We start from the raw sequence: 12,670 nt of genomic DNA, 5'->3' as shown, positions 1-12,670 counted from the left end.
GGTGGGTGTGATGCTGTTATTCAAGACGTTGATTATTGTGGTGCAGGTGCTGTCTGCACTCGGTGTGATCGGGCTGGTGCTGCTGCAGCACGGCAAGGGCGCCGACATGGGCGCCGCGTTCGGCAGCGGCGCGTCGGGCAGCCTGTTCGGTGCGACGGGCTCGGCGAACTTCCTGTCGCGCACGACGGGCATTCTCGCGGCGATCTTCTTCGTCTCGACGCTTGCGCTGACGTACCTCGGTTCGTACAAGTCGACGCCGTCGGCAGGCGTGCTCGGCACGGCCGCGACCGCGCCGGCATCGGCGCCCGCGGCATCGGCGCCGGCCGTCGCGGCGTCCGCTGCAGCCGGTTCGGCCGCGAGCGCGCCGGGCCAGGATGTCCCGAAATAAAAAGTTAATTTTTTTGCGGTTGTGCGTTGAACAAATCTGGAACTCGGGTTAGAATTTAATTCTTGAAGCGATTCGCGGGAACAAGCAGCACAACCCGAGTTGCATGCAGTGCCGACGTGGTGAAATTGGTAGACACGCTATCTTGAGGGGGTAGTGGCGAAAGCTGTGCGAGTTCGAGTCTCGCCGTCGGCACCAAAGTTACTCAATGCCAGCCGCTTCTAGTGGCTGGCATTTTTCATTTCTGGGGTGTGCTTGCGGTTGTCTTGCGATCGCCTGTACTCCGAAATGATTCCTTCCGCCGGAAGTGGTATTCTCCGGACGCTCAGAACCAACCGATAGAGGATTGCCTTGAACCTCGCAGCCTATTACCCCGTCTTGTTGTTCCTCCTCGTGGGCACTGGTTTAGGTATAGCGCTGGTCAGCATCGGCAAGCTCCTTGGTCCCAACAAGCCGGACGTCGAGAAGAACGCACCGTACGAGTGCGGCTTCGAAGCCTTTGAAGACGCCCGGATGAAGTTCGACGTTCGGTATTACCTCGTCGCCATCCTGTTCATCATCTTCGATCTCGAAACCGCATTCCTGTTCCCGTGGGGCGTCGCGCTCCGGGACATCGGCTGGCCGGGTTTCATCGCAATGATGATTTTTCTGCTCGAATTCCTGCTGGGCTTTGCCTATATCTGGAAGAAAGGCGGCCTCGACTGGGAGTGATGGGTTAATCGCCGGTTTGCATGGGCGGCCACGCTCGGTCGCTCGTCTGGAGTGGAAAGCAAATGAGTATCGAAGGGGTCTTGAAGGAAGGGTTTGTCACCACGACGGCTGACAAGCTGATCAACTGGACGCGTACCGGCTCGCTGTGGCCGATGACGTTCGGGCTCGCGTGTTGCGCCGTCGAGATGATGCATGCGGGCGCGGCCCGTTACGATCTGGACCGGTTCGGGGTCGTGTTCCGTCCGAGCCCGCGTCAGTCGGACGTGATGATCGTCGCCGGCACGCTGTGCAACAAGATGGCGCCCGCGCTGCGCCGCGTGTACGACCAGATGGCCGAGCCGCGCTGGGTGATCTCGATGGGGTCGTGCGCGAACGGCGGTGGTTATTACCACTACTCGTACTCGGTGGTCCGCGGCTGCGACCGGATCGTGCCGGTCGACGTCTACGTGCCGGGCTGTCCGCCCACGGCCGAGGCGCTGGTCTACGGCGTGATCCAGCTTCAGGCGAAGATCCGCCGCACCAATACCATCGCCCGTCAATAAAGCCCCGAGCGTCCCCTCAATATGGCAAGCAAAATCGAGACTCTCAAGGCAAACCTCGAAGCCGCGCTCGGCGCGCGCGTGGTGAGCCTCACCGAAGCGATCGGTGAACTGACGCTCGTCGTGAAGGCGAGCGATTACCTCGAAGTCGCAAAGACGCTGCGCGACGATCCGAAGCTCCGTTTCGAGCAGCTGATCGACCTCTGCGGCGTCGACTACCAGACCTTCGGCGACGGCGCCTACGACGGCCCGCGCTTCGCGGCCGTGTCGCACCTGCTGTCGGTCACGAACAACTGGCGTCTGCGCCTGCGCGCGTTCGCGCCGGACGACGATCTGCCGATCGTGGCGTCGCTGGTCGACATCTGGACCTCGGCGAACTGGTACGAGCGCGAAGCGTTCGACCTGTACGGCATCGTGTTCGAAGGCCACCCCGACCTGCGCCGCATCCTCACCGACTACGGCTTCATCGGTCACCCGTTCCGCAAGGACTTCCCGGTGTCGGGCTACGTCGAAATGCGTTACGACCCGGAAGAGAAGCGGGTCGTGTACCAGCCGGTGACGATCGAGCCGCGCGAAATCACGCCGCGCGTGATCCGCGAGGATCGCTATGGCGGTCTGAAACATTAAGGGGGCGTCATGGCAGAAATCAAGAACTACACGCTCAACTTCGGCCCGCAGCACCCGGCAGCGCACGGCGTGCTGCGCCTCGTGCTCGAGCTCGACGGCGAAGTCATCCAGCGTGCCGATCCGCACATCGGCCTGCTGCACCGCGCGACGGAAAAGCTCGCGGAATCCAAAACCTTCATCCAGTCCGTGCCGTACATGGACCGTCTCGACTACGTGTCGATGATGGTCAACGAGCACGGCTACGTGCTCGCGATCGAAAAGCTGCTCGGCATCGAAGTGCCGGAGCGCGCGCAGTACATCCGCGTGCTGTTCGACGAAATCACGCGCGTGCTGAACCACCTGATGTGGATCGGCGCGCACGCGCTCGACGTCGGCGCGATGGCGGTGTTCCTGTACGCGTTCCGCGAACGCGAAGACCTGATGGACGTGTACGAAGCGGTGTCCGGCGCCCGGATGCACGCGGCCTACTATCGTCCGGGCGGCGTCTATCGCGATCTGCCTGACGCAATGCCGCAATACAAGGCGTCGAAGATTCGCAACGAGAAGGCGCTCGCGAAGATGAACGAAGCGCGCAGCGGCTCGGTGCTCGACTTCATCGACGATTTCTTCACGCGCTTCCCGAAGTGCGTCGACGAATACGAAACGCTGCTGACCGACAACCGGATCTGGAAACAGCGTCTGGTCGGGATCGGTGTGGTGAGCCCGGAACGTGCGCTGCAGATGGGCCTGACGGGCCCGATGCTGCGCGGCTCGGGCATCGCGCGGGACCTGCGCAAGAAGCAGCCCTACGAAGTGTACGATCGGATGGATTTCGACGTGCCGGTCGGCGTGAATGGCGATTGCTACGACCGCTATCTGGTGCGCGTCGAAGAAATGCGCCAGTCGATCCGCATCGCGAAACAGTGTATTGAGTGGCTCCGCAAGAATCCGGGCCCGGTGATGACGGACAATCACAAGGTTGCGCCGCCGTCGCGCGTCGGCATGAAGACCAACATGGAAGACTTGATTCACCACTTCAAGCTCTTCACCGAAGGTTTCCATGTGCCGGAAGGCGAAGCGTACGCGGCGGTCGAGCATCCGAAGGGCGAGTTCGGCATCTATCTCGTGTCGGACGGCGCCAACAAGCCGTATCGCCTCAAGATTCGCGCGCCGGGTTTCGCGCACCTGGCGTCGCTCGACGAAATGGCGCGCGGTCACATGATCGCCGACGCCGTCACGATCATCGGTACGCAGGACATCGTGTTCGGCGAAATCGATCGCTAAGGGTTGCGCCGCCCGCGCGCGCGGGCGGCGAGCAGTCAGTCACACGTGAAGTCACAAGCGGTATGCGCCGAACCGGCGCGGCTTCGCAAGCTGTCAACAGAGTGAGCGCCAGGTCTGCCGTCCATGCACCCCAGTGTGCGGCAGGTTGTTCGTTCGGTAGGAATTGAAAGAGTCGTGTCTGAAAATGATCTCAGCTGAAGGCCTGAAGGAAATCGATCGAGCGTTGACGAAGTATCCCGCCGATCAGAAACAGTCCGCCGTGATGTCGGCGTTGGCCGTGGCTCAGGAAGAGCATGGCTGGCTGTCGCCCGAACTGATGCAGTTCGTCGCGGACTATCTCGGCATGCCGGCCGTCGCCGTGCAGGAAGTCGCGACGTTCTACACGATGTACGAGCTCAAACCGGTCGGCAAGCACAAGATCACGCTCTGCACGAACCTGCCGTGCCAGCTCGGCCCGCATGGCGGCGCGGAAGCGACTGCCGACTACCTGAAACAGAAGCTGGGCATCGGCTTCGGCGAGACCACGCCCGACGGCAAGTTCACGCTGAAGGAAGGCGAATGCATGGGCTCGTGCGGCGATGCGCCGGTGCTGCTGGTGAACAATCACAGAATGTGCAGCTTCATGAGCCGCGAGAAGATCGACCAGCTGCTTGAGGAGCTCTCGAAATGACGTCCCTCCACGATCGTCACATCAAACCGCTGATCCTCGCTGGTCTGAACGGCGAGAACTGGCATCTCGAAGACTACGTTGCGCGCGGCGGCTACAAGCAGCTGCGCCGCATTCTCGAAGAAAAGATTCCGCCCGAGCAGGTGATCGCCGACGTGAAGGCGTCGGGCCTGCGCGGCCGCGGCGGTGCGGGCTTCCCGACCGGCCTGAAGTGGAGCTTCATGCCGCGTCAGTTCCCGGGGCAGAAGTACCTCGTCTGCAACTCGGACGAAGGCGAGCCGGGCACGTTCAAGGATCGCGACATCCTGCGCTGGAACCCGCACGCGCTGATCGAAGGCATGGCCATCGGCGCATACGCGATGGGCATCACCGTCGGCTACAACTACATCCACGGCGAGATCTTCGAAGTGTATCGACGCTTCGAAGCCGCGCTGGATGAAGCGCGCGCGGCCGGGTTCCTCGGCGACAACATCATGGGCTCGGAATTCTCGTTCCAGCTGCACGCGCACCACGGTTACGGCGCGTACATCTGCGGCGAGGAAACGGCGCTGCTCGAGTCGCTCGAAGGCAAGAAGGGCCAGCCGCGCTTCAAGCCGCCGTTCCCGGCGAGCTTCGGCGTGTACGGCAAGCCGACCACGATCAACAATACCGAGACGTTCGCCGCGGTGCCGTTCCTGCTGTCCATCGGGCCGCAGAATTACCTCGAGATCGGCAAGCCGAACAACGGCGGCACGAAGATTTTCTCGGTGTCGGGCGACGTCGAGCGTCCGGGCAACTACGAAGTGCCGCTCGGCACGCCGTTCGCGACGCTGATGGAGCTCGCCGGCGGGATGCGCGGCGGCAAGAAGATCAAGGCCGTGATTCCGGGCGGTTCGTCGGCGCCGGTGATTCCGGGCGACATCATGATGCAGACGGATCTCGACTACGATTCGATCGCGAAGGCGGGCTCGATGCTCGGTTCCGGCGCGGTGATCGTGATGGACGAGACGCGCTGCATGGTGCGCTCGCTGCTGCGCCTGTCGTACTTCTACTACGAGGAATCGTGCGGCCAGTGCACGCCGTGCCGTGAAGGCACCGGCTGGCTGTATCGCGTCGTGAACCGTATCGAGCACGGCGAAGGGCGCCAGGAAGATCTGGACCTGCTGAACTCGGTGGCCGAGAACATCATGGGCCGCACGATCTGCGCGCTCGGCGATGCGGCGGCGATGCCGGTGCGCGGGATGCTCAAGCACTACTGGGACGAATTCGCGTACCACGTCGAGCACAAGCATTGCATGGTCGGCGGCCACGCGCCGCATGTGGCTTCGGCTGCGGCGGCCTGAAGCGAAATACCCGGTTGCGGAATTTGAGCGCACGGTCGGGCAAACGCGCGAACGGGCGGAAATAGGTTAAGGACCATTCACCATCATGGTTGAACTTGAAATAGACGGCAAGAAGGTCGAGGTGCCCGAAGGCAGCATGGTGATCCAGGCTGCGCACAAGGCGGACACGTACATCCCTCACTTCTGCTATCACAAGAAACTGTCGGTCGCGGCCAACTGCCGGATGTGTCTCGTCGAAGTCGAGAAGATGCCGAAGGCCGTGCCGGCCTGCGCGACCCCCGTGTCGGCCGGCATGATCGTCCATACGCGATCCGACAAGGCCGTGAAGGCGCAGCAGTCGGTGATGGAATTCCTCCTCATCAACCATCCGCTCGACTGCCCGATCTGCGATCAGGGCGGCGAATGCCAGTTGCAGGATCTGGCGGTCGGCTACGGCAAGTCGTCGTCGCGCTACTCGGAAGAAAAGCGCGTGGTGTTCCACAAGAACGTGGGCCCGCTGATCTCGATGGAAGAAATGTCGCGCTGCATCCACTGCACGCGCTGCGTCCGCTTCGGCCAGGAAGTCGCCGGCGTGATGGAGTTCGGCATGCTGGGCCGCGGCGAGCATTCGGAAATCACGACGTTCGTCGGCAAGACGGTCGACTCCGAAATGTCGGGCAACATGATCGACCTGTGCCCGGTCGGCGCGCTGACCAGCAAGCCGTTCCGCTACAGCGCCCGTACGTGGGAACTGTCGCGCCGCAAGTCGGTGAGCCCGCACGATTCCGTCGGCGCGAACCTCGTCGTGCAGGTAAAGAACAACCGCGTGATGCGTGTGCTGCCGTTCGAGAACGAAGCCATCAACGAATGCTGGATCTCGGACAAGGACCGCTTCTCGTATGAAGGCCTCAACGGCGAAGAGCGCCTGACGAAGCCGATGCTGAAGCAGGGCGGCCAGTGGATCGAAACCGACTGGCAGACCGCGCTCGAATACGTCGCGAAGGGCCTGAAGGGCATCGCCGCGGATCACGGCGCGAACGCGCTGGCGATGCTCGCGAGCGCGCACAGCACCGCGGAAGAGCTGTTCCTCGTGAAGCAGCTCGCCAGCGAACTGAAGACGCCGAACGTCGACTTCCGTCTGCGTCAGCAGGATTTCTCGGCGCCGGTTCAGGGCGCACCGTGGCTCGGCATGCCGATCGCCGATCTGTCGAACGTCGACGCCGCGTTCGTCGTCGGTTCGTTCCTGCGCCGCGACCATCCGCTGTTCGCATCGCGCCTGCGTCAGGCGGCGAAGAACGGCGCGAAGCTGCACTTCCTGCACGCGACCGGTGACGATTCGCTGATCCCGACCGCGCAACGCATCGTCGCCGCGCCGTCCGCATGGCTCGACGAGCTGGCCGGCATCGCCGCGGCCGTCGCGCAACTGCGCGGCGTCGCGCTGCCCGACGCGCTGGCTGGCGTCACCGCATCGCCGGCCGCGCAAGCCGTCGCGCAGTCGCTCGCGAACGGCGAACGCCGCGCGGTGCTGCTCGGCAACGTGGCGGTCCGTCATCCGCAATTCGCGAAGCTGCACGCCGTCGCGCAGTGGATCGCCGAGAACACCGGCGCCACGTTCGGCTTCCTGACGGAAGCGGCGAACACGGTCGGCGCACACGTCGTCGGCGCACTGCCGGGCGAAGGCGGCCTGAACGCACGCGAGGCGTTCGCGCAGCCGCGCAAGGGCTACGTGCTGCTGAACGTCGAACCGGAATTCGATACCGCCGATCCGGCGCAGGCACTGGTCGCGCTGAACCAGGCGGAAATGGTCGTCGTGATGTCGCCGTTCAAGCACGGCCTCGACTACGCCGACGTGCTGCTGCCGGTTGCGCCGTTCACCGAAACGGCCGGGACGTTCGTCAACGCGGAAGGCACCGTGCAGAGCTTCAACGGCGTCGTGCGCCCGCTCGGCGACACGCGTCCGGCCTGGAAGGTGCTGCGCGTGCTCGGCAGCCTGCTCGGCCTGCCGAACTTCGAATACGAGACCGCGGAAGAAGTGCGTGTCGCCGCGCTCGGCGAAGCCGGCGTCGCGGGCCGCCTGTCGAACCAGACGTCGGTCGCGCCGGCCCGTGCCGCGGCGAATGCCGCGAACGGCGGTTTCGAGCGCCTGGCCGACGTGCCGATCTATCACGCCGACGCACTCGTGCGCCGCGCAGGTGCGCTGCACCTGACGGCCGCCGCGAAGGCGGCGAACGCCGCGGCCCTGCCGGCCGCGCTGTTCGACAAGCTGGGCTTGAAGGAAGGCGACGCCGTGCGCGTGCGCCAGGGCGAGCGTGCGGTGCAGTTGCCGGCCGTGCGCGACGCGAATCTTGCGGAGACGGTCGTTCGCGTGTCGGCGGCGACGCCTGCCGGCGCGGCGCTCGGCAGCCTGTCCGGTGAACTGGTGGTGGAGAAGGCGTAAATGAGCTTGTTCGATACGATCAACGCGGGCGGGGCCGAGCTTCTCGGCTTCGCGTGGCCGACGGTGTGGGCAGTCGTGCGCATCCTCGTCGTCTCCGTCGTCATCCTGCTGTGCGTCGCGTACCTGATTCTGTGGGAACGCAAGCTGATCGGCTGGATGCACGTGCGTCTCGGCCCGAACCGCGTCGGCCCCGGCGGCCTGCTGCAGCCGATCGCCGACGTGCTGAAGCTGCTGCTGAAGGAAGTCATTCAGCCGAGCGCCGCCAGCCGCTGGCTGTACCTGATCGCACCGGTGATGACCGTCGTGCCGGCGTTCGCCGTGTGGGCCGTGATCCCGTTCCAGGCGGAAGCCGTGCTCGCGAACGTGAACGCGGGCCTGCTGTACGCGATGGCGATCTCGTCGATCGGCGTGTACGCGGTGATTCTCGCCGGCTGGGCGTCGAACTCGAAGTACGCGTTCCTCGGCGCGATGCGCGCCGCGGCGCAGATGGTGTCGTACGAAATCTCGATGGGCTTCGCGCTGGTGCTCGTGCTGATGACGGCCGGCAGCCTGAACCTGTCGGAAATCGTCGGTTCGCAACAGCACGGCTTCTTCGCCGGCCACGGCGTGAACTTCCTGTCGTGGAACTGGCTGCCGCTGCTGCCGGCGTTCGTCGTCTACTTCATCTCGGGCATCGCCGAAACGAACCGTCACCCGTTCGACGTGGTGGAAGGGGAGTCGGAGATCGTCGCGGGTCACATGATCGATTACTCGGGCATGGCGTTCGCGCTGTTCTTCCTCGCCGAGTACATCAACATGATCGTGATCTCGGCGCTGGCTGCGACGCTGTTCCTCGGCGGCTGGGATGCACCGTTCGAATTCCTGTCGTTCATCCCGGGCATCTTCTGGCTCGTGCTGAAGGTCTTCGCGCTGCTGTCGGTGTTCATCTGGGTGCGCGCGACGTTCCCGCGCTACCGTTACGACCAGATCATGCGTCTGGGCTGGAAGGTGTTCCTGCCCGTCACGGTGGTCTGGGTGATCGTGGTCGGCTTCTGGATGATGTCGCCGCTGAACATCTGGGCGAAGTAAGGACGAAATCATGACGGCTATCCAACACTTCTTTAAGACCTTCTTCCTGACCGAGCTGCTGAAGGGGCTCGCGCTGACCGGTCGTTACACGTTCAAGCGCAAGTTCACCGTGCAGTTCCCGGAAGAGAAGACCCCGATTTCGCCGCGTTTCCGCGGGCTGCATGCACTGCGCCGCTATGAAAACGGCGAAGAGCGCTGCATCGCATGCAAGCTGTGCGAGGCCGTGTGCCCCGCGCTCGCGATCACGATCGAATCGGAAACGCGCGCCGACAACACGCGCCGCACGACGCGCTACGACATCGACCTGACGAAGTGCATCTTCTGCGGTTTCTGCGAAGAGAGCTGCCCGGTCGATTCGATCGTCGAGACGCAGATTCTCGAGTACCACGGCGAAAAGCGCGGCGACCTGTATTTCACGAAGGATATGCTGCTCGCGGTGGGCGATCGCTACGAGAAGGACATCGCAGCGGCGAAGGCTGCCGACGCGCCGTATCGTTGATTGTGTTTGCAGTGCCGGCCCGGCATGAACGACGAACGGGCCGAGCCGCCGCGACGGGTGCGGGCGTTCCGCAAGCCGCGCCTGACTATGGCCTAACGATGAACCGGTAATCATGGAATTCACGACCGTACTGTTCTACATCTTCGCGCTGCTCCTGGTGGTATCAGGGCTGAAGGTGATCACTTCGCGCAACCCGGTGGCGTCTGCGCTTTTCCTTGTGCTGGCGTTCTTCAACGCCGCTGCGATCTGGATGCTGCTGGAAGCGGAATTCCTCGCGATCCTGCTGGTTCTGGTCTATGTGGGCGCGGTGATGGTGCTGTTCCTGTTCGTCGTGATGATGCTGGACATCAACATCGACTACCTGCGCCGCGACTTCAAGCGCTTCGTGCCGATGGCGACCGTGGTCGGCGCGATCATCGTGATCGAAACCGCGCTGATCCTGTGGCGCGGCTACGGCGACACGCACACCGTGCATGCGATGGCGACGGGCGAGATGGCCACCTGGTCCAATACGCGCCTGATCGGCAAGGTGATCTACACCGACTACATCTTCGCGTTCGAAATCGCCGGCCTCGTGCTGCTGGTCGCGATCATCGCCGCGATCGGGCTGACCGAGCGCAAGGGCAAGGACAGCAAGCGCCAGCGCGTGTCGGATCAGGTCAAGGTGCGCCGCAACGACCGCGTGCGCCTCGTGAAGATGGAAGCGGACAAGCCGCTGCCGGAAACGGCGCAGAGCGAAGCCGGTTCGAGCACCAACGGCTAAGCGGAGGAAAAGAAAACCATGCTGACCCTTGCTCACTACCTTGTGCTCGGCGCGATCCTGTTCGCGATCGCGATCGTCGGGATCTTCCTGAACCGCCGCAACGTCATCATCATCCTGATGTCGATCGAACTGATGCTGCTGGCGGTGAACACCAACTTCGTCGCGTTTTCGCATTACCTCGGCGACGTGCACGGCCAGATCTTCGTGTTCTTCGTGCTGACCGTCGCCGCAGCGGAAGCGGCGATCGGTCTTGCGATTCTGGTGACCCTGTTCCGTAAGCTCGACACGATCAATGTCGAGGATCTCGATCAGCTCAAAGGTTAATTTCAGGCAACGCTGTTATGTCAACGACACTCAATGAAAACCTGCTGCTGGCGATTCCGCTCGCTCCGCTGGCCGGCTCGCTGATTGCGGGGCTGTTCGGGAACGCAGTCGGGCGCAAGGGCGCACACCGGATCACGATCCTCGGCGTATTGATCGCGTTCCTCCTGTCGGCGAAAGTCTTCTTCGACGTGATGGGCGGCGCAAGCTTCAACGCGACCGTCTACGAATGGATGAACGTCGGTTCGCTGAAGCTCGAAGTCGGCTTCCTCGTCGATTCGCTGACCGCGATGATGATGGTCGTCGTGACCTTCGTCTCGCTGATGGTGCACGTGTACACGATCGGCTACATGGCGGAAGAAGACGGTTACCAGCGCTTCTTCTCGTACATCTCGCTGTTCACGTTCTCGATGCTGATGCTCGTGATGAGCAACAACTTCCTGCAGCTGTTCTTCGGCTGGGAAGCGGTGGGTCTGGTGTCGTACCTGCTGATCGGCTTCTACTTCACGCGTGAGAGCGCGATCTACGCGAACATGAAGGCGTTCCTCGTGAACCGCGTGGGCGACTTCGGCTTCCTGCTCGGCATCGGCCTGCTGCTCGCGTTCGCCGGCTCGATGAACTACGGCGAAGTGTTCGCGAAGCGCGCGGAACTCGCGAGCCTGCACTTCCCGGGCACCGACTGGGGCCTGCTGACCGTCGCCTGTATCTGCCTGTTCATCGGCGCGATGGGTAAATCGGCGCAGTTCCCGCTGCACGTGTGGCTGCCGGACTCGATGGAAGGCCCGACCCCAATCTCGGCGCTGATTCACGCGGCGACGATGGTCACGGCCGGCATCTTCATGGTGTCGCGCATGTCGCCGCTGTTCGAGCTGTCGGATACCGCGCTGTCGTTCATCACGGTGATCGGCGCGATCACGGCGCTCTTCATGGGCTTCCTCGGCATCGTCCAGAACGACATCAAGCGCGTGGTCGCGTATTCGACGCTGTCGCAGCTCGGTTACATGACCGTCGCGCTCGGCGTGTCCGCTTACCCGGTCGCCGTGTTCCACCTGATGACGCACGCGTTCTTCAAGGCGCTGCTGTTCCTCGGCGCCGGCTCGGTCATCATGGGCATGCACCACGACCAGGACATGCGCAACATGGGCGGTCTGCGCAAGTACATGCCGATCACGTGGATCACGTCGCTCGTCGGTTCGCTCGCGCTGATCGGCACGCCGTTCTTCTCGGGCTTCTACTCGAAGGACTCGATCATCGACGCGGTGAAGCTGTCGCACCTGCCGGGTTCGGGTTTCGCGTACTTCGCGGTCGTCGCGAGCGTGTTCGTCACGGCGCTGTACTCGTTCCGCATGTACTTCCTGGTGTTCCACGGCGAAGAGCGTTTCCGTCAGCCGAAGCATCCGGAATCGCCGATGGGCATGGCCGCCGCACATGGCCACGACGATCACGGCCATGGCCACGACCACGGTCATGACGACCACGCGCACGAGCCGCACGAGACCCCGTGGGTCGTGTGGGTGCCGCTGGTCCTGCTGGCGATCCCGTCGGTGATCATCGGCGCGATCGCGATCAGCCCGATGCTGTTCGGCGATTTCTTCCAGCACGGCGTCGCATTCGACAAGGTGATCTTCATCGGCGAAAACCACCCGGCGCTGGCCGAGATGGCCGAAGAATTCCACGGCTGGGTCGGCATGGGCCTGCACTCGGTGTCGGGCCTGCCGGTGTGGCTCGCGCTCGCCGGTGTGGTCGTCGCGTGGTTCTTGTACCTGAAGCGTCCGGAGCTGCCGGCATCGATCCGCCGCGCGTTCGGCCCGATCTACACGCTGCTGGACAACAAGTACTACCTGGACAAGATCAACGAAGTGGTGTTCGCCCGCGGTTCGGTGGCGATCGGCCGCGGCCTGTGGAAGGAGGGCGACGTCGTGGTGATCGACGGCCTCGTCAACGGCAGCGCCCGGTTCATCGGCTGGTTTGCCGGCGTGATCCGCTTCCTCCAATCCGGTTACATCTATCACTACGCGTTCGCCATGATCATCGGCATGCTGGGGCTCCTGACCCTGTTTGTAACGCTCGGCGGCAAATAAGGCGGGGA

General features: G+C 63.3%; 13 protein-coding genes and 1 tRNA gene. All 14 read left to right on the top strand.

Translation table 11 applies throughout. From position 1 onward, the window contains the following. Window positions 1-10: 10 nt before the first annotated feature. Window positions 11-388 (top strand): preprotein translocase subunit SecG, encoded by a 378-nt coding sequence (gene secG, locus AC3IFE_RS03615; protein WP_089468018.1) that lies wholly within the window; start codon window positions 11-13, stop codon window positions 386-388. Between the two features lie 110 nt (window positions 389-498). Continuing rightward, a tRNA-Leu gene (locus tag AC3IFE_RS03610) sits at window positions 499-583 on the top strand. 153 nt (window positions 584-736) lie between these two features. Continuing rightward, a complete protein-coding gene (locus tag AC3IFE_RS03605; protein ID WP_006398798.1) occupies window positions 737-1,096 on the top strand; it encodes an NADH-quinone oxidoreductase subunit A in 360 nt (119 codons plus the stop codon). A gap of 62 nt (window positions 1,097-1,158) precedes the next feature. After that, the gene (locus AC3IFE_RS03600) at window positions 1,159-1,638 is read left to right on the top strand and encodes a NuoB/complex I 20 kDa subunit family protein (protein WP_006398799.1); all 480 of its coding nucleotides are present in this window, start codon (window positions 1,159-1,161) and stop codon (window positions 1,636-1,638) included. Between the two features lie 21 nt (window positions 1,639-1,659). Then, window positions 1,660-2,262: an NADH-quinone oxidoreductase subunit C gene (locus tag AC3IFE_RS03595; RefSeq protein ID WP_006478264.1), complete on the top strand. Its 603-nt coding sequence runs from the start codon at window positions 1,660-1,662 to the stop codon at window positions 2,260-2,262. A 9-nt stretch (window positions 2,263-2,271) separates the two neighbouring features. Next, window positions 2,272-3,525, top strand: coding sequence for an NADH-quinone oxidoreductase subunit D (locus tag AC3IFE_RS03590; protein WP_489189621.1), 1,254 nt, complete (start codon window positions 2,272-2,274; stop codon window positions 3,523-3,525). A gap of 184 nt (window positions 3,526-3,709) precedes the next feature. Further along, window positions 3,710-4,195: an NADH-quinone oxidoreductase subunit NuoE gene (gene nuoE, locus AC3IFE_RS03585; RefSeq protein ID WP_006478266.1), complete on the top strand. Its 486-nt coding sequence runs from the start codon at window positions 3,710-3,712 to the stop codon at window positions 4,193-4,195. Then, window positions 4,192-5,514, top strand: a complete 1,323-nt coding sequence (nuoF, locus tag AC3IFE_RS03580) for an NADH-quinone oxidoreductase subunit NuoF (RefSeq protein ID WP_017331620.1) — start codon at window positions 4,192-4,194, stop codon at window positions 5,512-5,514. The genes nuoE and nuoF overlap by 4 nt, the downstream gene beginning before the upstream one ends. A gap of 85 nt (window positions 5,515-5,599) precedes the next feature. Then, a complete protein-coding gene (gene nuoG / locus AC3IFE_RS03575; protein ID WP_489189620.1) occupies window positions 5,600-7,930 on the top strand; it encodes an NADH-quinone oxidoreductase subunit NuoG in 2,331 nt (776 codons plus the stop codon). Next, window positions 7,931-8,998 (top strand): NADH-quinone oxidoreductase subunit NuoH, encoded by a 1,068-nt coding sequence (gene nuoH, locus AC3IFE_RS03570; RefSeq protein ID WP_089468016.1) that lies wholly within the window; start codon window positions 7,931-7,933, stop codon window positions 8,996-8,998. Between the two features lie 10 nt (window positions 8,999-9,008). Continuing rightward, complete coding sequence (nuoI, locus tag AC3IFE_RS03565; RefSeq protein WP_006484869.1) at window positions 9,009-9,497, top strand: NADH-quinone oxidoreductase subunit NuoI; 489 nt, start codon at window positions 9,009-9,011, stop codon at window positions 9,495-9,497. A gap of 112 nt (window positions 9,498-9,609) precedes the next feature. Next, entirely contained in the window at window positions 9,610-10,260 is a 651-nt protein-coding gene (locus AC3IFE_RS03560) for an NADH-quinone oxidoreductase subunit J (RefSeq protein WP_489189619.1), read from the top strand. 18 nt (window positions 10,261-10,278) lie between these two features. Then, entirely contained in the window at window positions 10,279-10,584 is a 306-nt protein-coding gene (nuoK, locus tag AC3IFE_RS03555) for an NADH-quinone oxidoreductase subunit NuoK (RefSeq protein WP_006478272.1), read from the top strand. A 17-nt stretch (window positions 10,585-10,601) separates the two neighbouring features. After that, window positions 10,602-12,662, top strand: a complete 2,061-nt coding sequence (gene nuoL / locus AC3IFE_RS03550; protein WP_089468014.1) for an NADH-quinone oxidoreductase subunit L — start codon at window positions 10,602-10,604, stop codon at window positions 12,660-12,662. The last annotated feature ends 8 nt before the right edge of the window (window positions 12,663-12,670 follow it).

This window comes from Burkholderia sp. APQ4-4ca, from assembly GCF_057837105.1.
The sequence above is the reverse complement of the archived record's forward strand: the minus strand, read 5'-3'. Positions and strand labels throughout refer to the sequence as shown.

Coding starts and splice junctions, on each gene's coding strand:
- secG (WP_089468018.1), top strand. CDS start 11: ATGCTGTTATTCAAGACGTTGATTATTGTGGTGCAGGTGCTGTCTGCA.
- AC3IFE_RS03600 (WP_006398799.1), top strand. CDS start 1,159: ATGAGTATCGAAGGGGTCTTGAAGGAAGGGTTTGTCACCACGACGGCT.
- AC3IFE_RS03595 (WP_006478264.1), top strand. CDS start 1,660: ATGGCAAGCAAAATCGAGACTCTCAAGGCAAACCTCGAAGCCGCGCTC.
- AC3IFE_RS03590 (WP_489189621.1), top strand. CDS start 2,272: ATGGCAGAAATCAAGAACTACACGCTCAACTTCGGCCCGCAGCACCCG.
- nuoE (WP_006478266.1), top strand. CDS start 3,710: ATGATCTCAGCTGAAGGCCTGAAGGAAATCGATCGAGCGTTGACGAAG.
- nuoF (WP_017331620.1), top strand. CDS start 4,192: ATGACGTCCCTCCACGATCGTCACATCAAACCGCTGATCCTCGCTGGT.
- nuoG (WP_489189620.1), top strand. CDS start 5,600: ATGGTTGAACTTGAAATAGACGGCAAGAAGGTCGAGGTGCCCGAAGGC.
- nuoH (WP_089468016.1), top strand. CDS start 7,931: ATGAGCTTGTTCGATACGATCAACGCGGGCGGGGCCGAGCTTCTCGGC.
- nuoI (WP_006484869.1), top strand. CDS start 9,009: ATGACGGCTATCCAACACTTCTTTAAGACCTTCTTCCTGACCGAGCTG.
- AC3IFE_RS03560 (WP_489189619.1), top strand. CDS start 9,610: ATGGAATTCACGACCGTACTGTTCTACATCTTCGCGCTGCTCCTGGTG.
- nuoK (WP_006478272.1), top strand. CDS start 10,279: ATGCTGACCCTTGCTCACTACCTTGTGCTCGGCGCGATCCTGTTCGCG.
- nuoL (WP_089468014.1), top strand. CDS start 10,602: ATGTCAACGACACTCAATGAAAACCTGCTGCTGGCGATTCCGCTCGCT.